The sequence below is a fragment of the Streptomyces sp. NPDC046881 genome, from assembly GCF_040645015.1.
Taxonomy (GTDB): domain Bacteria; phylum Actinomycetota; class Actinomycetes; order Streptomycetales; family Streptomycetaceae; genus Streptomyces.
The window spans coordinates 1-20,954 of record NZ_JBEYXJ010000025.1; the positions used below are offsets into that span (position 1 = coordinate 1).

A 20,954-nucleotide genomic window follows, 5' to 3' on the forward strand; every position below is an offset into this window, starting at 1 on the left:
CTCGTGCGCTCCCTGGAGCGGACCGTGCAGGGCCTGGGCGTCGACGGCCCGGCCTGGGAGCGGCTGTTCGCCCCGCTGGCCGACGACTTCGACGCGCTCACCGAGGACGTGCTGCGCCCCGTGCCCCGCCTGCCCGCCCACCCGGTGACGCTGGCCCGCTTCGGACTCCGGGCGCTGCGGCCGGCCACGGCGGTGGCCCGGCGCTGGCGCACCGAGGAAGCCAGGGCGCTGTTCGCCGGGGCGGCGGCACATCTGATGTATTCGCTGACCGGGCCGGCCAGTTCCGCGGTCGGGCTGATGCTCGTCGGCGCCGCCCACCGCTTCGGCTGGCCGGTCGCCCGTGGCGGGTCGCGGACCATCACCGATGCGCTGGCCGCTCTGCTCGCCGAGCTGGGCGGGACCATCGAGACGGGGGTGCGGGTGGAGACCCTCGCCGAACTCGCCCCTGCCAGGATCGTCATGCTGGACACCACGCCCGGCGCCGCGGCGCGCATCTGCGGCGACCGGCTGCCCGGCCGGGTACGCCGGGCCTACCGCGGCTGGCGGCACGGCCCGGCGGCGTTCAAGGTGGACCTCGCCGTCCAGGGCGGCATCCCGTGGACCCATGAGGCGTGCCGCCGGGCGGGCACCGTGCACCTGGGCGGCACCCTGGAGGAGATCGTCCGCACGGAGGCGCAGACCGCCGCCGGGCGGCTGCCCGAGCGCCCGTTCGTCCTGGTCGGCCAGCAGTACCTCGCCGACCCCGGCCGCTCCCGCGGCGACATCCACCCCATCTGGGCCTACGCACACGTCCCGCACGGCCACCCGGGTGACGCAACCGAAGCGGTACTGCGCCAGATCGAGCGGTTCGCACCCGGCGTCCGGGAGCGGATCAGGGCGATCTCGGTGCGCTCGACCGCCGAACTCGCCCGCTACGACGCGAACTTCGTCGGCGGTGACATCGTCGGTGGTGCCAACTCCGCCCGGCAGGTCGTACTGCGCCCCCGGGCGGCTCCGGATCCCTACGGCACCGGCATCCCCGGCGTGTACCTGTGCTCGGCGGCCACCCCGCCTGGTGCGGGGGTGCACGGCATGTGCGGGGCGAACGCCGCCCGCTCCGCACTGCGGTACCTGGGCCGACCGATGTGTTGACCTCGCTGTGCAGCCGGCTGCCGGCCGTCGGCAACTCGACCTGGACGCCTGTCGCCTCGCCTTCACCGGCGGTCAGGAAGCTTCCGCGTCGTGATCGACGAGGGTCATGTCGGATACCAGCGCGCGGGCCGTGTCGGCGAAGAACTGCTCGTCCGCGCCCTGGGCGAGGCCGAGGGTGACGCCCTGGCTGAGACCGACGAACAGTGCCCTGAGCGCGGTGGTCAGACGCTGCGCCTGATGTTCCGTCACGACGCCCCCGCGGTGCGCCCTTCCGGTGAACAGCGCGACGAGGTGGCTCTCCTGCGCTCGGACCGACGCGGCGAGCCGAGCCCCCAGGTCCGGGTCGTGCAGGGCCATGTCCAGCAAGGTGATCTGGAGTGACAGGCCGGACCGCGCGTCGGGGGCGTCGCAACTACGCCGGTAGTACCGGGCGAAGGCGTCCACCGCTTCGAGCAGATCCAGTTCAGCCGGAACCGCCTGCTCGAACTCTTCGTAGTACGGCCGCAGGTAGTCGGCGACGAGGGCGACCACCAGCCCGTTCTTGCTCCCGAACAGTGAGTAGATGGCGCCGGTGGTCAGCTCGGCGCGTTCGGCGATCTCCTCGAGCCTGGCCCGGTACCCGTCCCGGGAAACGACCTGGAACGCGGCGTCCAGCAGGGCGCGGCGGTTGCGTTCCTTGGCTTCCGCTCTCGTCATTCTCATAGTTTGATTATTGCCGTAATCTCATTACGGAACCAGCCGGAGAGCTTCAAGGGGGAGTACTCATGGCCCAGATCGCGACACCGCGGGTGACCCGCCGAACGGTGGGCGCCATCGCCGACGGCGCCTTCAAGGTGCTGCTCGCCGCCGTCTACGTCGCCGGCGCCGCCCCGCTCGGCCGGTTGCTCGGCGTGCCCGTCTGGCTGATGGTCGTCTCGGGCGTGGCCCTGCTGATCGGCGGTGCCATCGAACTCGGGTACACCCGCAGCCGGTCGATGCGCACGTACACGCAGCTCATGGTCGGCTACGACAGCGGCTGGGTGCTGGCGGCCCTCGTCGGCCTCCTGATGGCGTGGCGGGGCAGCAGCGCCGGGGGTGAACTGTGGATCGGCTACCAGGCGGCCGCCCCCGTCATGTTCGCCGCGCTGCTGACAGCCGCCACTCCGACGCAGCCGGCATCGGACACCACAGAGGCCCCCGCCCACTGACGGCTCCTCCGATGGACCGAAGCAGTCCCGCCCCTGGACTTGTCCCACGCGGCGGGTTCACCGGCAAGCTCCATCTGAACGCGGCCCTTGCTTCACCTATCGAGATTCGATAGATTCCCATCGTAACTCGATGTAAGGATGGGCCATGGGAAAGCTGACAGTGGGTGCGCTGCGCGCCGTGCTCGTGGTGATGCTCGCCGGCACCGTGTTCGTACAGGCCGGGATGGTGTGGGCGTTGGTCACCGGGAGCGATCCGGAGGACGGGTCGCTTCCGCTGACCCCGCTGCGCGTGATCACGATCCTGGGCATGGTCTCGGTCCAGGTCGCCGTGGTCTGCGTATGGCGGCTGGTGTCGATGGTGCGACGCGGAACCGTGTTCTCCCACGCCGCCTTCCGGTACGTGGACATCGTGATCGGCGCGATCGTCGCGGCTGCCCTCGTGTGGTTCGCGGTCACGGCACTCAATGCGCCGGGCCAGCGGGACGACCCGGGCGTCACCCTCATCATGGGCGGGGTCGGCGTGGCCATCCTGGGGGTCGCGCTCATCGTGCTCGTGCTGCGGATGCTGCTCGCCCAGGCCGTCGCGCGCGACGTCGAAGCGGCGCAGATGCAGGCCGAGTTGGACGAGGTGATCTGATGCCGATCGTCGTCGACATCGACGTGATGCTGGCCAGGCGGAAGATGTCCGTGGGCGACCTCGCGAACCGCGTAGGGATCACGCCCGCCAACCTGGCGGTACTCAAGAACGGCCGCGCCAAGGCGGTGCGCTTCACCACGCTCGCCGCCCTCTGCGAGGTGCTCAACTGCCAGCCAGGCGACCTGCTGCGCTGGGAGACCGAGGACACCGCGGACGAATGAACGCCTCGCGTCCGCGCGGCGTACGGCACGCTCTGGTGGCGGCGCTTGCGTTGACCGCGTGCGCGGTTCTGGCCGGAGCGACCTCCCTGCTGGCGGTGGGTGAGTGGATCACCGATGCCCCGCCGTCCGTACCGGTCGCATGATCGGCCGGACAAGTCCTGGATGGCGACCGAGCTGGAACTATCTGGAGCGGTGAGGCATGTCGGTCGTTCCGAGGCTGGGCCATGCGATGTCGTCGACGACGAGAAACGGCTCGCCGGCCACCGTCGCGGGGGTCACCCCGGTGAACGCCATGACGTCCCGGTGCAGGTGGGACTGGTCGGCGTAGCCGGTGTCGGCCGCGACTCGGGCCGCGTGCTCACCCGCGACCAGGCGGTGGGCGGCATGGTCGAAGCGGACCAGCTTCACGGCGCGCTTGGGCGGCAGCCCGAGCTGCGACCGGAACCGGGACCACAGGCGCTTACGGCTCCACCCGACCTCGGCCGCGAGCCCGTCGACCCGGATCAGCCCACGGCTGACGACGATCCGGTGCCACGCCCAGGCCACCTCCGGGTCCACCGGCGGCCCCGCCTCGTGCCGGCGGGCGAGCAGCGCGTCCGTCAACGCGAAGCGGTCCTGCCAGGACGAGACCTCGCCGAGTCGCTCGCGGATCCGTGACGCCTCCCGGCCCCACAGGTCGCCCAGCGACACGACGGCACCGTCGAGGTCGGCGGGGGAGGCGCCCAGAACCGCGCGTGCGATCACCGGGGACAGGCGCACCTGTACGCACTCGACGTTCACTCCCCGAGCCCGGACCGCGCCACCGGACCCGAGCCCGGGCCCCGCGACGAGGCTGCCCCGCTGCTGCCGCCCGGCACAGTCGAGGACGGGCGAACCGGCGCCGAACTCGAGGACCAGCGTCACGGCCGGGTGCGGGACCATGCGGAGCGCGTCCAGCTCACGGACACGGAACCCGGCCATGCCGAGACCGGGCACCCGGCTGGGCCGCTGAGGGCATGCGACGTCCCACTCAGCCGCACCGTGCAGGAACGTGTGCACCCTCCCATGCTACGTGAGCCGGCTGACGGGAACATTCGTCCAATCCACCGGCGGTACCGGCGGTCACAGTGGGCCCATGACTGTTTCTGACGGCGATTCGTCCGTGAACGACGTTGCGATGACCGGGAGTTCGACCATGTCGCTGGACGACGGCGACATCCACGTGTGCCAGGACGGCCCCCGCGACGCCCCCGCACTCCTGCTCGTCCACGGGTCCGCGTCCTCGACCCGCTCGTGGGACCCGCTGGTTCCGCTGCTGACGGGGTCTCACCACGTCATCCGGATCGACCTGCTCGGGCACGGCCGGTCGGCCAAACCGGCCGACCGCAGCTACGCGCTCCCGTGCCAGGCACGTCGAGCCGGAGCGGTACTGGACCGCCTCGGCGTCGAACACGCCGTGGCCGTCGGTCATTCCAGCGGCGGCGCGGTCGCCACCGCCCTGGCCGAAGAGCGGCCGGAACTGGTGACCGCGCTCGTGTTCATCAACACCGGACCCAGCCTGGGCGCCCTCATCGCACCGGAGTCCGCCGCGATCGCCCCCGCGCAGTGGCCGCCGTCCGACGAACAGATCCGGCGGTTCGCGCGTACGGGTTTCAGCCGCGCGGGCTACCGGATCCCAGCGGAACTCCTGGACGACGTGCGCGGTATGACCCACCACTCGCTCACCGCGTCGATGGGGGCCACGCGTTCCTACCTGGAGCAGCGGGCGCTGCCGGATCGGCTGGCGGTCCTGGGCAAGCCGCTCCTGGTGGTCTTCGGCGAGGACGACCGCAGATGGCGATCCTCATCCGCCTTCGACTACCGCGCCGTTCCGGGCGTGGAGATCGAGTTGCTGCCCGGTCTCGGGCACTCGCCCCTGCTCGAGGACCCGCCGCGGACCGCCACCCCCCTGCTGGCCTTCACCGCGAGCCACGCCGTACGGAGGGACTGAATGGAAGGGAGGGGCGCCATGCGGATTCTCGTCTCCGGTGCCGGCATCGCCGGTCCGGTGCTGGCCTACTGGCTGACCAGGCACGGCTTCTCGGTCACCGTCGTCGAGCGCGCGCCGGCTCTGCGCAGGACCGGCGGCCACGCGGTCGACCTGTTCCGGCCCGCGGTGAACATCTCCGAGAAGATGGGCGTGCTCCCGCGTGTCGAGGAGCGGGCCACCGGCACGAACCGGATGACCGTCTACCGGGAGGGCGCCCGGCGGCCCGTCCGGGCGGACCTGTCCAAGATCTTCGGCGCCACCTCCGACCGGCACGTCGAGATCATGCGCGACGACCTGAGCGAGATCTACCACGACGCCACACGCGACGACGTCGAGTACGTCTTCGGTGACTCGATCACCGCGATCCCACCCGACGGCGAGGTGCGGTTCGAGAACGCCGCACCGCGCCGTTTCGACCTCGTCGTCGGCGCGGACGGCCTGCACTCCAACGTGCGCCGCCTCGTCTTCGACGCGGAGCCCCGCTGCAAAGCCTTCATCGGTGCCTACCTCGGGGTGCTGACCCTGCCGAACGTCTCCGACCTCGACGGCGAACTCCTCATGCACGTCGGCGTCGGCCGCACCGCCGGCATGTACGGCGCGCGGCACCTCGACGCCGCGCGAGCGCTGTTCCTGTTCCGCAGCGAGCGCGAACTCGACTACCACCACCGTGACGTGCACCGGCAGAAGGGCTTGCTGCGCGGTGCGTTCGCCGGCATGCACGCCCGCGTCGACCGCTGGCTGGACGAGCTCGACCGCACCCCGGCGTTCTACTTCGACTCGATCACCCAACTCCACATGGACACCTGGTCGCAGGGGAGGGTGACGCTCGTCGGCGACGCCGGCTACTGCCCTGGGCCGGCCGTCGGCGGCAGCACCACCCTGGCCGTCGTCGGCGCGTACGTCCTCGCCGGAGAGCTGGCCCGGGCGGGCGGTGATCACGTGCGGGCTTTCCCCGCCTACGAGCGCGTGATGGCGCCATACGTGCACGGCAGCCGCGCGGTCGCGCTGAGCGCGGCGAAGACCCTGATCCCCACCTCACCCCTCGGCGTGTGGGGACTGGCCCAGGGCGCCCGCCTCATCTCCGCCCTGCCCGCGGGTCCCAGCCGCGCCCTCGTCCGCCTCACCACCAAAAGCGCACGCCTCTACGACTCCGTGACCGTCGACGACTACCCGCCGTCGCACACCGCCTCTGGAGGCCAGGGTGGTCTCGCGGTGGAGTGAGCACGCGGGTACTGGGCGGCTGCAACGGATCCGCAGACGCGCAACGAACCTGCCCGCGGAAGGAGCGAGATAGGGTTACCCGCATGGAGAACGCACGTTCGGCAGGGCCGACAGGCTTCAGGTAGCCCGCCAGGAGATACCTGGCGGTTGCTGCGAACGGAGCCCCGTGACCCGCACCGCCCACCACCTTTCCCCTTCGCACAGTCGGAGCGCACACGAGCCCTCATCGGGGAGCCCCTGGCATTCTGTGGTTCTCCACGACCTCAGGTACAGCGCACGCAGCTTCACCGAGGCCGCACGGGAGGCCAGAAGGCCCCAGCCTCGCCTGGTCCGCCGCAGGGTGGACGTCTACTCGTTCGCCCGACACTCGCGGGACCGCTCCGTCGCCCAGTGGTCCGCAACGGAGGAACGCCGGGCGCGACAGCGGCTGCGTGCCCAAGTGGGCACGCTCCTGAAGCTGGTGAATTCCACCGCCGACGCACTCGCACTCGATGCCGCGGACACGGTGGACGTACCGCCCGCATGGCATCGGCGTGGTTCGCTCTGGCTCGCGTAGCGCCGGCCCGGCTCGGCCCGGGCCGGCCGTCGATCCCACCGGGACACAGGCCCTGCCCCCTGCCAACGACGGCTTATCGGTTGACCATGTCCCGGGTCTGGGCGTAGACCGTCGCGTCGATGAGCAGGTCCGTGTGACCGAGGCAGGTGGTCCGGGTGTTGGTCGCGCCGGACAGGGAGACGGAACTGTCGGGGTTGATCACGGTGTCGCAGGGCGACCACCAGGTCGCGTAACGGGGCGAGCCCGGCGTCTCGTCGCCGGAGTCGAGCGCGGTGAGGAAGCTCGAACCGGTGCGCATCTCGGTGCAGGACGTGTCGAAGCAGCTGTTGGCGCTGTCGGTCCCGTGGTTCGGCCCTCCCAGCGACACCCAGGCGTCGACCTTGGAGGTCCCCCCGAGGTTCTTCAGGTAGTAGCGCGAGGAGAGCCCGCCCATGGAGTGGCTGATGATGTCCACCTGTGGGGCGCCGGTAGCCGCGAGGAGACGGTCGACCTCGGAGGAAAGCTGCTGGGCGGTCGTGGCGTTCGACTGATGCCAATCGTAGGTCCACTGCGCCAGGTAGGAGGACGGCCAGCCGTCGGCCATGAAGCGGTTGGCCATGGTGTTCCAGTTGCTGCCGGTACCGCTGTAGCCGTGCACGAAGAGGATGGGATGGCTGGTGGAGCGGAAAGAGGAGGTGCTGGAAGCTCGGGCGGGACCTGTCGCCTGGACGGCGAGAAGGGCAGCGGCGGCGACGGCCGCGGACACGAGGGGTCTCTTCACGGAGGGTCCTCACGGAGTGCGGTTCGGAATGACGCTCGACGGTGCGTCTGAGGGGCACTGCGCGCGGCGTTTCCCGGAGTGCGGGATCCGTATCTGCGCGCGTGCGGGGGCGGGCCGACGGGCCGGTACGCCGTCAGCCACCGGGGGAGGTCTGGGGGATCGTTGCGGGGTGGCGTGAGCGTACTGACCGGTAGGTATCAGCCGTCAAGGGGCGTGCACCCTGTTTTTGACGGGGTGGTGTACCGGGGAAGGGCCGGAACTCCTCAGCACGTCGGCCGAGTTACTGCCGCCGCGGGGAATGGGGGCTCCCAGGTCTCGGCTCCGGTCTACGCCTGCTCGGCGAACCCCTCGGCGGCCTCGCCTGTGCCGGCGCTGACCAACCCCGTCTCGTAGGCGACGATGACGGCCTGGACACGGTCACGGAGTCCGAGCTTGGCGAGGATGCGGGCGACGTGCGTCTTGACGGTCGTCTCGGCCAGGTGCAGGCGGGCGGCGAGTTCGGCGTTGCTCAGCCCTCGGGCCAGCAGGCCGAGGACTTCCAGCTCGCGCGGGGTGAGCGGGGCGAGATCGCGGTGGAGTGAGGCGGTGTCACTGCCGCGCTGGGTGCCGTGCGGATGTCCGCCCGCGGCGCCGTACCGATGTTCGTCTCTCGCGAAACGCTGGACGAGCCGACGGGTGATGGCGGGCGCGAGGAGAGCGTCGCCGGTGCGGACCGTACGGACGGCCGCGGTCAGTTGCTCGGGGGTGACGTCCTTGAGGAGGAAGCCACTGGCGCCGGCGGACAGGGCCGCGTAGACGTATCGGTCGAGGTCGAAGGTGGTCAGAATGATGACGCGGGGTTCGCCGGGGGCACCGGTGAGGATCCGGCGGGTGGCCTCCAGGCCGTCCATCTCGGGCATCCGGACGTCCATCAGAACCACGTCCGGACGTGTACGGTCCACCGCTTCGACCGCCTCGGTTCCGTTGGTCGCCTCGGCGACGACGTCGATGCCGTCGGCGCCGAGGATCAACCGGAAACCGGTGCGGACGAGGGTCTGGTCGTCGGCGAGGAGCACCCGCAGTGGCTCGGTCACGGTGTCTCCAAGGGGATCAGGGCCTCCACACGGTAGCCGCCGGTCAGGCGCCGGCCGGTGTTCAGGACGCCGTCGTACACGGCGAGGCGCTCGCGCAGGCCGAGCAGGCCCCGGCCGCTTCCGGTGGCCGTGCCCGGATGTCCACCGGTGTCCGTGACTTCCACCCGGAGCCGTTCCGGGCCGTATTCGACGGTCACGGCGGCGGTGGCGCCACACGCGTGCTTGACGGTGTTGGTCAGGGCTTCCTGGACCACGCGGTAGGCGGCCAGTTCAAGGCCGGGCGGGAGGGGACGGGGCGGGCCGGTCACGGTCAGGTCGACCCGCAGTCCGGTGTCCCTGACCCGTCCGACCAGCGTTTCCAGCTGGTCCAGGCCGGGCTGTGGGGCCAGCTCCGCCGCCGGGTCGGCCGGGTCCGCGCCCCCGCCCGCCCCCTCGCCCTCGTCGGCCATGGTGAGCAGTCCCATGACGTGGCGCAGCTCGGTCATGGCCGCCCGCCCGCTCGCCTCGACGGCGAGCAGCGCCTCGCCGGCCTGCTCGGGGGAGGCCTTCATGATCTTGCGGGCGGCCCCCGCCTGGATGATCATCACGCTGACGCTGTGCGTGACGACGTCGTGCAGTTCGCGGGCGATCCTGGCCCGCTCGTGCTCCACGGCCCGCCGCAGCGCCTCGGCCTGTTCGCGTTCCAGGGCGGTGAGCCGGGCGCGGCCCTCGTCGGTTCGGAGCTTCCAGGTACGCAGCCCGATGGCGGCCACGGCCATCGGGACCAGGATCAGCAGGGCGATGTACTCGTTGGGGACGATCGGTGTCACCGAGTTCCCCGAGGTTCCGACCAGGACGACCGACGCCGGCAACGCCGCCAGGGTCGCCACCCGGTACGGGCTGTACACGGCGGCGCTGTACACGGCGATGACGAACGCGTAGAAGGTCAGCCGCATCACACTCTGCGGCGTCGCCAGCGTCGCGGCCGTCACGATGCACAGCACGGCGAGCGGGTAGCGGCGGCGCAGGGCCAGGGCGCCCGAGGCGACGACCGCAAGGGTCACCATGAGGGCCAGACCGCCGGGGCCGGAGGGACGCGGCACCGCGCGCTCCACGCCGGGCGCGATCTCACGCACCACGACGTTGTCGACGTTGTCGATGCCGTAGTAGACGGTGACGATGCCGAGTGCCAGCGCCATCAGCACGTCGAACCGCCAGGCGCGCCGGCTGGGCCGCAGCGTCGGGCCGCTCGGAAGCCCGGCGTCGCGGACCGTCCGGCGGGCGGCATCCCGCAGCGACTCCAGCGTCGTACGTACGTCCATCACCGGTTCATTGTCGCCGCCGCGCGCGGCCCTCGGACTCCGTCCCCGCGGTCGTTCCCACCGCACCGGATACATCACCCGCCTACATCGCAGGGATGACGCGCCCGGGGCTCGTCCCGGCGCGGTACGGCAATGGGTTCGGACGGCCGACGCGCGCGAGCCGGGTCCGCTCCTAGCGTTCACCCAGCCAACCGCCCGTACGCGAGGAGCCTTTCATGACCATGCCGCTGATCGAACTGCGCGGGGTGAGCCGCCGGTACGACGACGGCCCGCCCGCTCTGCACGAGGCGTCGCTGACCGTGCAGCCCGGCGAGGCCGTCGCGATCCTCGGTCCTTCCGGCAGCGGCAAGTCCACGCTGCTCAACCTGATCGCCGGCCTGGACCGGCCCGACACGGGGACGGTCACCGTGGACGGGGTGCGGGTGGACCAGTTGGGCGAAACCGGATCGGCGCTCTACCGGCGGTCGAAGATCGGCATGGTCTTCCAGTTCTTCAACCTCCTCGACGATCTGACCGTCGCCGACAACGTCGTCCTGCCGGCGCGCCTCGCGGGTATGGCACATGGCGAGGCAGACCGTCGTGCGGGGGAGGTCCTGGAACTGCTGGGTATCGACCGGCACGCCCGCGCCTACCCGGGGCGGCTGTCCGGCGGCGAGCGGCAGCGCGTCGCGGTGGCCCGGGCCTTGATGAACCGGCCGGCCCTGCTCCTGGCCGACGAGCCGACCGGGGCCCTGGACACGGCTGCCGGACAGGACGTCAGCAACCTGCTCACCGGCCTCAACGCCGAGGGACAGACCATCGTCGTGGTCACCCACGACCTGGCTCTGGCCCGGTCCTGCACGAACCGAACAGTCCGGATCGCCGACGGCCGGATCACCGATGACACCCGGTCGCACGTCGGGTCGCGGGTCGTCGCCTCGGAGACCGTCCGATGACCGCGCTCGGCAAAGTGGTGCGCTCCGGGGTGGGACGCCGCCGGGTGCAGACGCTGGTGATCGGGCTCGCCACGATGATGGCGGTGGCCGCCTCCGCCCTCGGCGGATCGCTGCTCGTGGTGTCCGACGCGCCCTTCGACGACGCCTTCGCCAAGCAGCACGGCGCACATCTGTCCGTGCAGTTCGACGCGGGCAAGGCGAGTGCCGGGCAGCTGTCGAGGTCCAAGGATGCCGAAGGGGTGAGCAGTGCGGCCGGGCCGTTCCGTACGGCGACGGTCACCCCGCGGTCGGACGGGGCGGGCCCCAACTGGCCGATGACCGTGGTCGGCCGGGGTGATCCCGGCCGAGACGTGGACGAGGTGGCACTGCTCGAAGGGCGGTGGCCCGCGCACCCGGGTGAGATCGTGCTCTCCGCCGACTCCTCGCTCGTACCGGCCCTGGGCATGAAGGTCGCCTTCCCCGGTCCGTCCGGCGGTCCGACACTGCAGGTGGTCGGCGTGGCCCGCTCGGTCACGCGGACCGCCGACGCCTGGGTGGTTCCGTCCCAGATGCCGGCGCTCATCGCGTCCGGCAGCGGCGGCTACCAGATGCTCTACCGCTTCACCGCAGCAGACACCGCCGCACAGATCACCGCGGGCGCCCGAGCCGTGACAAAATCCCTGCCACCGGGAACCGCCGTCGGCCGGCAGTCCTGGCTCACCGTCAAGAAGTCCGCCGAGCGCGACACCGCCCCCTACGTACCCTTCCTCATCGCGTTCGGGGCCCTGGGCCTCGTCATGTCGGTGCTCATCGTCGCCAACGTCGTCGCGTCCGCCGTCGGCACGGGAACGCGCCGCATCGGCATCCTCAAGGCCGTCGGCTTCACCCCGGCCCAGGTCGTGCGGGCCTACGTGGGCCAGGCGCTGGTCCCGGCGGCCGCCGGCACGGCCCTCGGTGTCCTCGCCGGCCACCTGCTCGCCGTCCCCGTACTGGCCGAGACCCAGGAGGCCTACGGCACCTCGTCCCTGGCCATCGCCCCCTGGGTCGATCTGGCGGTGATCGCCGGGGTACTCGCCCTGGTGGCGGTGACCGCGTGGGCGAGTGCCTGGCGGGCCGGGCGGCTGCGTACGGTCGATGCGCTCGCCGTCGGCCGTACCACGTCGGCGGGACGCGGCCGGTGGGCGGCCCGCCTGGCCGGACGGCTGCCGCTGCCGCAGCCGGTCGCCCTGGGCCTGGCCCGGCCGTTCGCACGGCCCGCCCGTACGCTGGCCATGGGCACGGCGATCCTGTTCGGCGCCATCGCTGTCACGTTCACCGTCGGGATGGGCGACTCGCTCGGCCAGGTGATGAAGGCCAAGGCCCACGATGCCGCCGATGTCGTCGTGCCCGCACCCCTGCCGGACATCGGACCCCGAGGCTCCGGCCCCGAGAAGCGACCCGAGCCCGATCCCGGCGCCGTCGCCCGGACCATCGAGGCCGCCGCCGGAACCGGGAAGTACTACAGCGCCTCGACGGTTCGGGCGACCGTGTCCGGCCTGACCGGCACCATCGACGTGATCGCCTTCACCGGCGACGCCTCCTGGGGCGGCTACACGATGGTCTCGGGCCGCTGGATCGACAAGCCCTCCGAGGCCGTGGTCCCGACGCCCTTCCTCGTGGCCACCGGCACCCGCATCGGCGACACCGTCACCCTGAACGGCCTGGCCGAGCCGGTCGCGGTCCGGATCGTCGGCGAGGTCCTCGACCCCCGCAACGACGGCATGCAGGTCTTCACCGACGTCTCGACCCTCACGGCCGCACGTCCCGACCTGACGGAGACGAGCCATCACATCGACGTCGCGTCGGGCACCGACGTGACCGGCTACGTCGATGCGCTGAACCGGGATCTGGCACCGCTGGGGGTCACCGCCCGGGCCGGCGGACTCGACGCCGGCGGTGACATGGTCGTCACGCTCAACGCGCTCTCCGCGATCCTCACGCTGATGCTCGTCGCCGTCGCCGCGCTCGGCGTGCTCAAAGGCGTGCTGCTCGACACCCGCGAGCGCGTCCGGGAGATCGGGGTCCACAAGGCGCTCGGCATGACCCCCCGGCAGACCGTCGCGATGGTCCTCACCTCGGTCGTCCTGACCGGGCTCGTCGCGGGCGCTGTGGGCGTGCCGCTCGGTGTGGCCCTGCACGGCTGGGTCATCCCCGCGATGGGCGACAGCGTGGGACTCCGCCTCCCCGGTTCCGTCCTCGCCGTCTACCACGTGGCCGAACTGCTCCCCCTGGCACTCGGCGGCCTGCTCATCGCCATCCTGGGTGCGCTCCTGCCCGCCGGCTGGGCGGCCAGGGCCCGTACCGCCACGGCCCTGCGCACCGAGTAAGAGGTCGGTCGGTGCCCTGCGACCGACGCGGGGCGCGCACCCCGTCCCGGGCGACGGAAAGGCCGGGCAGGAGAGTCCTGCCCGGCCGCGGTGGCCGCTTTCCGGACCGCCGTACCGTGAGCCACCGGCTCCGAGGTCCGGCGACGACCGCTTACACGAACCGGCAGGTGGCCGTCGACGGCGCCGAAGCGGTCACATCACTGACCACCACGCGGTGGTCCTCGTTGCGGGTGTTATGCGGGTAGCAGGCCCGCGAGTTGATGCCCTGGTGCAGCAGGTAGTCGAACTTCTTGCCCGTGCCCTCCTGGGTTCCGTTGCACCACCGGTGGTGGCTCTTGCCGCAGTACGGATCGACGTCCCGGTAGGCCGGACGCTCTGCCCACACCGGGCCGATGGCGGTGTCCCAGGGCTGGGTGTCGAAGTCACCGCCCAGCAGGGTGCGCCGGTAAGGGCCCGCCACCGCGTTCAGGGCGGCCCAGCGGTGGGCCAGGGCCGGCGCACAGATCGCGGCCGCGAAGAAGACGACCGAGCCCAGGTGGCCGAGGCCGGCGGTGGCGGTGAGATCGCCTGCGGCGGTGCCGAGGGCGAACTCGGCCAGGACGGCCGCCCAGTGGAACCCCTCGCGGCGACGGGTGCGGGCGCCATGGATGGACAGCGTCCGCTCGACCTGTCGCCGGCGGTCGATAGCGTGACCCCCGTGATGGTGGGAACCGAGGAAACCCGGCTGGTCGTGCTGCGCGGGAACAGCGCCTCAGGCAAGTCGTCCGTCGCGGTCGGCCTCCGTGAGAGGTTCGGCCGCGGACTGGCCCTGGTCGGCCAGGACAACATCCGCCGCACCGTGCTGCGCGAGCGCGACCGGCCCGGAGCGGCGAACATCGGCCTGATCGACCTGACGGCCCGCTACGCCCTGGACGCCGGCTATCACGTCGTGGTGGAAGGCATCCTGTACGCCGACCGCTACGGCGACATGCTCGCCCAACTGCGCGCCGACCACCGCGGACCGACCCACGCCTACTACCTGGACGTCCCGTTCGACGAAACCCTCGCCCGGCACGCCACCAAGCCGATCGCCGACGACGTCGACGAGACGCAGCTACGAGACTGGTACCGGCCGCTCGATCTACTGCCCGGCGGCATCGAGACCATCATCGGCGCCGACAGCGCCCTGCACGCGACCATCGACCGCATCATGCTCGACACCGGCCTGGCCCGGCTGCCCGCACTGGACCGCTGACCGGGGCACCCCTGCGACAGCACCTGGCCGGCATCGCCGAGACGGACGCCCGAAGCCCTCTCCAGCCACCGGCCACAGGACGCCGGCCACGTCGTACCGCCCCGGCAGCAGACTGTGCGGAAGGACCAGGCCTCCCGTGATCACCGCTGGCCGCCGACCTCCGGCGCCCCTGGGAGAGGCCGGCGGAACCGAACAGGCAGACACCTGCCCGCGTCCGCAGGGGGTTCAGGAAACTGCGCGCGAAGACCGGCTCCCCAGCCAGTGCACCGAAACCCATCCGGCCCGGCCCTGGCAGACCATCCGGCTCGAAGAACCGCAGTTGGAAACGCCAGCTCAGTCGCCAGTTTTTCCGTCCGTGCGCTCTCGCAGGAAGTCGGCGTGTCCGTTGTGGCGGGCGTACTCCTGGATCATCTGCACGTAAAGCCAGCGCAAACTGAGGGCGGTGCCGTTCGAGGAGGTGAACGTCTCGTCGAGATCATGTCCGGCTGCTGCCGCCTCGCACCAGGCAACCTCGGCCCGGAACCGCTCGAAGTCCCGTTCCGCGTTCACCGCGTTGACTCCCGCAATGCCCTCATCGCCGTCTCCGGGGTCAGTGAAGACATTCCCGATGGCCTCACCTGCGAAGCGCCGCCGGAACCACGACCTCTCTACCTCCGCCATGTGACGGACCAGGCCCAGCAGGGTGAGGTTCGACGGTTCCACGGTGGTTCGCGCCAGTTGAGTCGGCTCCAGCCCTGCGCATTTGGCCAGCAAGGTCTCGCGGTGCCAATTGAGCCAGCCTTCCAGCATCTGACGCTCAGGAACCGTGACCAGATCACCGATCCGTGTAGTGCGCTCAATCTGCGGCGCTATCCATGTCATGGGCCTACCCTGGCCGACCAGCTCAGCGCAGCGGCGTCCGGCACGCGACCGGCTTGGTCTGCGGTCCGGGATCGTGGTTGCCGACCAGGTCACTCCGTTATGGGCAGGCACTCGGCGAGCAGGTCGACGACGTCCCGCCAAGCTCGCTGCGCGTGCTGAGGGTGAAAACCGACCCCAGGACGCACGATGTGGTCGACCGGTGGGTGATGGAAGGCGTGCAAGGCGCCGCCGTAGACCACGAGGCGCCAGTCGACGCCCGCAGCCTGCATCTCGGCAGTGAATGCGTCCCGTTGCGCGGGCGGCATGATCGGGTCTTCCGACCCGACCCCGGCCCACACCGGGCAGTGAATGCGCGCCGTCTCGCCTGGTCGGCCCGTGATCAGTCCGTTCACTGTCGCGATCGCGCGCAGGTCGACGCCGTCGCGCCCGAGTTCGAGCGCGATTGCGCCCCCGGTGCCGTAGCCGACGGCGGCGATCCGGTCCGGGTCGGTCCGCGGCTCGGCGCGAAGCACGTCGAGCGCCGCGTGGCCGATGCCTCGCATCCGGTCGGGGTCGGCGAGCAGCGGCATGCAACGGGCCAACATCTCCTCAGGGTCGTCCAGATAGCGCCCGCCGTGGAGGTCGAAGGCCAGGGCCACGTATCCCAGCTCGGCGAGCACATCGGCCCGGCGGCGCTCGACATCGCTGAGCCCCATCCCCTCGGGCCCGACCAAGACCGCGGGCCGGCGGTCGGCACCGGCCGGGAGCGCGAGATGCCCGATCATCGTCAGGCCGTCGGCCGCGTATTCGATCGTGCGCGTGGTAACCGTCGTCATGAGCCTGGACTGTAGTGATCGTCGAGCCCGGTCGGGCCGGTGTTCTGCCGCCGGCAGAAGGCAGCACGAAATCCGGCGCTAAGCCCTTCGCGGGCCTGAGAGCGCTTTGATCCGGGGCTCTACGGGAGCGGAGCCTTCGGCAGTCGTGGTGACACACCGAGCCGCGCCGATCAACGGCGCTCACCATCATCCGGCATTACACCAAGCGGGCCGGGGCGCACCCGGCGAGCGACCCCTCCGTCGGCGGGACCTCTCGCCCTTCGACCGTGCGGGTGTCTTCCGGTGTGCCGGGCGACGGCCTGACAGGAGCGGTTGCGGGCGCGATCTAGCCTCGGCGGCATGCTGGGGCTTCCTGTTCATGTCCGTGCGTGTCTGTTCGACCTCGACGGGGTCCTCACCCAGACCGCGAAGGTGCACGCGGCCGCCTGGAAGGAGATGTTCGACGGCTATCTCCGCGAGCGCGCGGCACGCGAGGGGACCGAGTTCCGCCCCTTCGACGCGGTGGACGACTACGACGAGTACGTCGACGGGCGGCCCCGCGAGGACGGCGTACGCACCTTCCTCGCCGCACGCGGGGTGCACCTGCCCGAGGGAACACCGGACGACCCGCCGGAGGCGGAGACGGTGAACGGGCTCGGCAACCGCAAGAACGCCCTGGTGCTCCGGCGGATCCGCGAGGAAGGGGTGGAACCCTACGAGGGCTCGGTCCGCTTCCTGCACGCGGCGCGGGAGGCAGGCCTGCGCCGCGCGGTGGTGTCGTCCAGCGCGAACTGCCGGGACGTCCTGGCCGCGGCCGGCATCGAGGACCTGCTGGAGGAACGGATCGACGGAGTCGTGGCGCACGAACGCCGTCTGCGCGGCAAGCCCGCCCCGGACACCTACCTCGAGGGGGCCCGCAGCCTGGGCGTCGAACCGGGCGAGGCCGCCGTGTTCGAAGACGCCCTCGCCGGTGTCGAGGCCGGGCGGGCGGGCCGGTTCGGTGTGGTCGTGGGTGTCGACCGGGTGGGACAGGCGGACCAGCTGCGCGCGCACGGAGCGGACATCGTCGTACGGGACCTGGCCGAGCTTCTGGAGCCGCGGTGATCACCCATCCCAGCTACACGGTCGAGCCGTGGTGCCTGCGCGAGACCGAGCTGAACCTGGACGTGCTCGCCCAGAGCGAATCGGTGTTCGCGCTGTCCAACGGACACATCGGCTGGCGCGGCAACCTGGACGAGGGCGAGCCGCACGGCCTCCCCGGCGCCTACCTCAACGGCGTCTACGAGCGCCACCCGCTGCCCTATGCGGAAGCGGGCTACGGGTATCCCGAGTCCGGCCAGACGATGATCAACGTCACGGACGGCAAGGTCATCCGTCTGCTCGTGGACGACCACCCGTGCGACCTGAGGTACGGCCGGCTGAACGCGCACGAACGCGTTCTGGACTTCCGCACCGGCGTCCTCAGCCGCACGGCCCAGTGGACGACGCCCGGCGGCCGCACCGTCCGGATCACGTCACAGCGGCTCGTGTCCTTCACCCAGCGCGCGGTGGCCGCGATCGTCTACGAGGTCGAGCCGACCGACGGACCGGCCACGGTGGCCGTACAGTCCGAGCTGGTCGCCAACGCGCAACTGCCCCGTCTGCACGGGGACCCGCGGGTGGCCGCGGCGATCGAATCCCCGCTGGTCGCCGAGGAGTACTTCGCCCAGGACACCCGCCTGCGGCTCGTGCACTGCACCGCCAACAGCGCACTGCGGGTGGCGGCAGCGGCCGACCATCTCGTCGAGGGCCCCGAGAGCACACGCTGGACGGCACAGAGCGAGCCCGACGTCAGCCGTCTGACGGTGACCGCGGACCTGGTCCCCGGGCAGCCGCTGCGCCTGGTCAAGTTCGTGGCCTACGGCTGGTCGGGGCAGCGTTCGCTCCCCGCCGTGCACGACCAGGTGGACGGAGCGGTGGCAGCCGCGGTCAGCACGGGGTGGGACGGGCTGCTCGCCGCGCAACGGGCGTACCTGGACCGCTTCTGGGCCGGCGCGGACGTCGAGGTCGAGGGGGACGCGCAGATCCAGCAAGCGGTGCGGTTCGCTCTCTTCCACGTGCTCCAGGCGGCGGTCCGCAACGAGAACCGGGCCATCCCCGCGAAGGGCCTGACCGGGACCGGGTACGACGGGCACTCCTTCTGGGACACCGAGTCGTACGTGCTGCCCGTCCTGACGTTCACCGCGCCCGAAGCCGTCGCGTCGGCACTCAGATGGCGGCACCGGATGCTGCCGGCGGCCCGGGAACGCGCGAGCCAGCTGGGCCTGTCCGGAGCGGCGTTCCCCTGGCGGACGATCGACGGCGCCGAGAGCTCCGCCTACTGGCCCGCCGGCACGGCCGCCTTCCACATCAACGCCGACATCGCCATGGCCGTCGTCCGGTACGTCATGGTGACCGGCGACGAGGACTTCGAGCGCCGTGAGGGTCTCGATCTCCTCGTGGACACCGCACGGCTGTGGCGTTCCCTCGGACACCACGACGCGGAAGGCGTCTTCCACATCGACGGGGTGACCGGACCCGACGAGTACAGCGCCATCGGCCGCGACAACCTGTACACCAACCTGCTGGCCCGGCAGAACCTACTGGCCGCCGCGGACGCGGCCGCGCGCTATCCGGACCGGGCCGCGGAACTCGGTGTCGACGACGAGGAGACCGCGGTGTGGCGGGACGCCGCGACCCGCATGGCGGTGCCGTACAACGAGTCCCTCGGTGTACACGAACAGTCCGCCGGGTTCACGACCCTCCAGCGCTGGGACTTCGAGGCGACCCCACCCGAGAACTATCCGCTGCTGCTCCACTACCCCTACTTCGACCTCTACCGGAAACAGGTGGTGAAGCAGGCCGATCTGGTGCTGGCGATGATGGAGTGCCCGCACCTCTTCTCCGAGGACCAGAAAGCGCGCAACTTCGCCTACTACGAAGCGCTCACCGTCCGCGACTCCTCCCTGTCCGCGTGCTGCCAGGCAGTGCTCGCCGCCGAGACCGGCCACCTCCGTCTGGCCTACGCCTACCTCGGCGAGGCCGCGCTGATGGACCTCGACGACCTGGAGCACAACACCCGCGACGGGCTGCACATCGCCTCCCTCGCCGGCACCTGGATCGCCCTGGTCGCGGGTTTCGGCGGCCTGCGCCGGTACGTCGGCGAAGACGGCAGACCCGACCTGCTCGCGTTCGCACCGCGCCTGCCGGAAGCACTGTCCAGGGTCGCGTTCACCGTGCTGGTCCGCGGCCGCAGGCTGAAGGTGGACATCGGCCCGTCCCGAACGCGTTACCGGCTGGTGGAAGGCGAACCACTCGTCGTACGGCACCACGGGGAACCGGTGACCCTGACCACCGACGCCCCACTGGACCGGCCGATGCACCCCCCGACCGCACGCCCCGAGCCGCAGCAGCCACCGGGCCGCCACCCGGCGGGCCTGCTCACCGGGGAGGATCAGCAGGCGGGGACACAGGACTAGGGGCCACGGGGCCGGCGGCAGGCGGAATCCGGCGGCAGGTGGAATCACCGCACGTGACGAAGCACTACGGGGCGGTGCCGTACCGCTTCACGTCCCGCCGCCCCCCGCCCGTCGTCGCCGATCGCCAGACGCCGGGAGCGACGGCGTGGACGCGTTTGAACGCCCGGCTGAACGCCTCCTCCGAGTCGTACCCGACACGATGAGCGACGGCGGCTACCGAATGCCCGGTCGTCGCGAGCAGGTTCTCGGCCAGGTGCATCCGCCAGTCGGTCAGGTAGCGCATCGGTGCCCGCCCGAGCACCTGGCGGAACCGCTCGTCCAGCACGGAACGGGACACCGCCACCGTCTCGGCGAGCTGTCGAACGGTCCAGCGGTGCTCCGGTGCGGCGTGCAGGCGCGCCAGCACCGGAGCGAGGACCGGATCCGCGAGCGCCGCCAGCCACCCGGTGTCGATCGCCGGCGCGGTGGCCAGGTGCAGTCGCAGGGTTTCCAGCAACACCAGTTCCGGAAGCCGCGTCGCCGTCCGCTCGGGGCCCGGTGCCGCCGAACCGGCCGCCAGAGCGAAATCGATGCTGGAGCGGATCCACGCCGCCGTGGGTCCCTCGGGCGGCCGTACGACGAAGATCCGTGGCAGCGCCTGGAGGGCGGGGTTGAACAGCGGATGGTCGCAGTGCAGATAGCCGCACACGATGTCCGTCCGTGCCCCGCCGGCACCGTGACGAAGCACCGGCAGGGTCCGCCACGGAGGCGGATCGAGCAGCTCCAGGATGGGAACCTCCCGCGCCGCCTCGGCTCCGCCCATCGCGTGCTGCTCGCCGTAGGGCACGACGACGACGTCGCCCTCCCGGGCCCACACGCGCTCACCGTCAGGTAGCCGGACCCAGCAGGTTCCACCGGCGACGATGTGGAAAACGATCAGGCGTTTCGCGGCCGGTCGGAGGATCCGTACCAGCTGCTCGGTCGTCGGGGACCGGTAGGCCCATCCCTCCGTGAACTCGGCCCGGAAGAAGATCGCTCCGTCGAGCCGCAGCCCCTGGAGAGCCGCGTCCAGTCGGTCCCGCGCCGCTGCCGATCCCGTCACCGCCCGACCGGAACCATCCGCGGGGTCGCGGCTAGGAGCCCCGGTCCTGCGGTCATGGCTCATCCCGCCTGGCCTCACGAGTATCGATTCTGGCACCGCCAAGGGTGCCCGT

Annotated in this window: 20 protein-coding genes and 2 pseudogenes; 12 read left to right on the forward strand and 10 right to left on the reverse strand. The window is 71.4% G+C overall.

The genetic code is table 11. The features are described 5' to 3' along the window. Window positions 1-1,131 (forward strand): NAD(P)/FAD-dependent oxidoreductase (locus ABZ923_RS14945; protein ID WP_361470988.1); only part of this gene is annotated, 1,131 nt, incomplete at its 5' end. A 72-nt stretch (window positions 1,132-1,203) separates the two neighbouring features. On the opposite strand, the gene ABZ923_RS14950 is transcribed toward ABZ923_RS14945, so the two are convergent. Next, a complete protein-coding gene (locus ABZ923_RS14950; protein WP_361470990.1) occupies window positions 1,204-1,827 on the reverse strand; it encodes a TetR/AcrR family transcriptional regulator in 624 nt (207 codons plus the stop codon). A gap of 68 nt (window positions 1,828-1,895) precedes the next feature. On the opposite strand from ABZ923_RS14950, the gene ABZ923_RS14955 reads away from it, so the two are divergent. From ABZ923_RS14955 to ABZ923_RS14965, 3 genes are all read left to right on the forward strand, one after another. Continuing rightward, entirely contained in the window at window positions 1,896-2,318 is a 423-nt protein-coding gene (locus ABZ923_RS14955) for a hypothetical protein (protein WP_361470991.1), read from the forward strand. A 145-nt stretch (window positions 2,319-2,463) separates the two neighbouring features. Continuing rightward, window positions 2,464-2,955, forward strand: coding sequence for a DUF2975 domain-containing protein (locus tag ABZ923_RS14960; protein WP_127832935.1), 492 nt, complete (start codon window positions 2,464-2,466; stop codon window positions 2,953-2,955). Next, a complete protein-coding gene (locus ABZ923_RS14965) occupies window positions 2,955-3,176 on the forward strand; it encodes a helix-turn-helix transcriptional regulator (protein ID WP_361470993.1) in 222 nt (73 codons plus the stop codon). Before ABZ923_RS14960 ends, ABZ923_RS14965 begins: the two co-directional genes overlap by 1 nt. A gap of 180 nt (window positions 3,177-3,356) precedes the next feature. Here ABZ923_RS14965 and ABZ923_RS14970 read toward each other — a convergent pair whose 3' ends face one another. Next, window positions 3,357-4,214, reverse strand: coding sequence for a helix-turn-helix domain-containing protein (locus ABZ923_RS14970; RefSeq protein WP_361470995.1), 858 nt, complete (start codon window positions 4,212-4,214; stop codon window positions 3,357-3,359). 118 nt (window positions 4,215-4,332) lie between these two features. Between ABZ923_RS14970 and ABZ923_RS14975 the strand changes: the two genes are divergently transcribed. Then, complete coding sequence (locus tag ABZ923_RS14975) at window positions 4,333-5,145, forward strand: alpha/beta fold hydrolase (protein WP_361471115.1); 813 nt, start codon at window positions 4,333-4,335, stop codon at window positions 5,143-5,145. An 18-nt stretch (window positions 5,146-5,163) separates the two neighbouring features. After that, on the forward strand, window positions 5,164-6,405 hold the full coding sequence (locus ABZ923_RS14980; RefSeq protein WP_361470997.1) for an FAD-dependent monooxygenase: 1,242 nt from the start codon (window positions 5,164-5,166) through the stop codon (window positions 6,403-6,405). Window positions 6,406-7,034: 629 nt separating this feature from the next. Here the strand turns inward: ABZ923_RS14980 and ABZ923_RS14985 are convergent. The 3 genes from ABZ923_RS14985 to ABZ923_RS14995 form a co-directional block, all read right to left on the reverse strand. Beyond that, window positions 7,035-7,721 carry a triacylglycerol lipase gene (locus ABZ923_RS14985; protein ID WP_361470999.1) on the reverse strand — a complete coding sequence of 229 codons (687 nt, stop codon included), beginning with the start codon at window positions 7,719-7,721 and terminating at the stop codon, window positions 7,035-7,037. A gap of 326 nt (window positions 7,722-8,047) precedes the next feature. After that, window positions 8,048-8,794, reverse strand: coding sequence for a response regulator transcription factor (locus ABZ923_RS14990; protein ID WP_361471001.1), 747 nt, complete (start codon window positions 8,792-8,794; stop codon window positions 8,048-8,050). Continuing rightward, entirely contained in the window at window positions 8,791-10,095 is a 1,305-nt protein-coding gene (locus tag ABZ923_RS14995) for a histidine kinase (protein ID WP_361471003.1), read from the reverse strand. Before ABZ923_RS14995 ends, ABZ923_RS14990 begins: the two co-directional genes overlap by 4 nt. 215 nt (window positions 10,096-10,310) lie before the next feature. On the opposite strand from ABZ923_RS14995, the gene ABZ923_RS15000 reads away from it, so the two are divergent. Then, window positions 10,311-11,030, forward strand: coding sequence for an ABC transporter ATP-binding protein (locus tag ABZ923_RS15000; protein WP_361471005.1), 720 nt, complete (start codon window positions 10,311-10,313; stop codon window positions 11,028-11,030). Beyond that, window positions 11,027-13,375: an FtsX-like permease family protein gene (locus ABZ923_RS15005; RefSeq protein WP_361471006.1), complete on the forward strand. Its 2,349-nt coding sequence runs from the start codon at window positions 11,027-11,029 to the stop codon at window positions 13,373-13,375. Before ABZ923_RS15000 ends, ABZ923_RS15005 begins: the two co-directional genes overlap by 4 nt. A gap of 151 nt (window positions 13,376-13,526) precedes the next feature. On the opposite strand, the gene ABZ923_RS15010 is transcribed toward ABZ923_RS15005, so the two are convergent. Next, window positions 13,527-13,835: a hypothetical protein gene (locus tag ABZ923_RS15010; protein ID WP_361471008.1), complete on the reverse strand. Its 309-nt coding sequence runs from the start codon at window positions 13,833-13,835 to the stop codon at window positions 13,527-13,529. Further along, window positions 13,830-14,039 (reverse strand): annotated as a pseudogene (locus ABZ923_RS15015) (hypothetical protein); the annotation flags it as partial. The gene ABZ923_RS15010 and the pseudogene ABZ923_RS15015, both read right to left, overlap by 6 nt. 36 nt (window positions 14,040-14,075) lie before the next feature. Here ABZ923_RS15015 and ABZ923_RS15020 point away from each other — a divergent pair. Both ABZ923_RS15020 and ABZ923_RS15025 read left to right on the forward strand, forming a co-directional pair. Beyond that, complete coding sequence (locus ABZ923_RS15020) at window positions 14,076-14,609, forward strand: AAA family ATPase (RefSeq protein WP_361471117.1); 534 nt, start codon at window positions 14,076-14,078, stop codon at window positions 14,607-14,609. 143 nt (window positions 14,610-14,752) lie between these two features. Further along, window positions 14,753-14,926, forward strand: a pseudogene (locus tag ABZ923_RS15025) (transposase); the annotation flags it as partial. A gap of 16 nt (window positions 14,927-14,942) precedes the next feature. On the opposite strand, the gene ABZ923_RS15030 reads toward ABZ923_RS15025, so the two are convergent. Both ABZ923_RS15030 and ABZ923_RS15035 read right to left on the reverse strand, forming a co-directional pair. Further along, window positions 14,943-15,470, reverse strand: a complete 528-nt coding sequence (locus ABZ923_RS15030; protein WP_361471010.1) for a DinB family protein — start codon at window positions 15,468-15,470, stop codon at window positions 14,943-14,945. Window positions 15,471-15,559: 89 nt separating this feature from the next. Then, window positions 15,560-16,285 (reverse strand): dienelactone hydrolase family protein, encoded by a 726-nt coding sequence (locus ABZ923_RS15035; RefSeq protein WP_361471012.1) that lies wholly within the window; start codon window positions 16,283-16,285, stop codon window positions 15,560-15,562. 339 nt (window positions 16,286-16,624) lie between these two features. On the opposite strand from ABZ923_RS15035, the gene ABZ923_RS15040 reads away from it, so the two are divergent. Together ABZ923_RS15040 and ABZ923_RS15045 are read left to right on the forward strand one after the other, a co-directional pair. Further along, on the forward strand, window positions 16,625-17,368 hold the full coding sequence (locus tag ABZ923_RS15040; protein WP_361471014.1) for a beta-phosphoglucomutase family hydrolase: 744 nt from the start codon (window positions 16,625-16,627) through the stop codon (window positions 17,366-17,368). Further along, entirely contained in the window at window positions 17,365-19,761 is a 2,397-nt protein-coding gene (locus tag ABZ923_RS15045) for a glycosyl hydrolase family 65 protein (RefSeq protein WP_361471016.1), read from the forward strand. Before ABZ923_RS15040 ends, ABZ923_RS15045 begins: the two co-directional genes overlap by 4 nt. A 64-nt stretch (window positions 19,762-19,825) precedes the next feature. Here the strand turns inward: ABZ923_RS15045 and ABZ923_RS15050 are convergent, their stop codons facing one another. Continuing rightward, window positions 19,826-20,842 (reverse strand): AraC family transcriptional regulator, encoded by a 1,017-nt coding sequence (locus ABZ923_RS15050; RefSeq protein ID WP_361471018.1) that lies wholly within the window; start codon window positions 20,840-20,842, stop codon window positions 19,826-19,828. Between the last annotated feature and the right edge of the window lie 112 nt (window positions 20,843-20,954).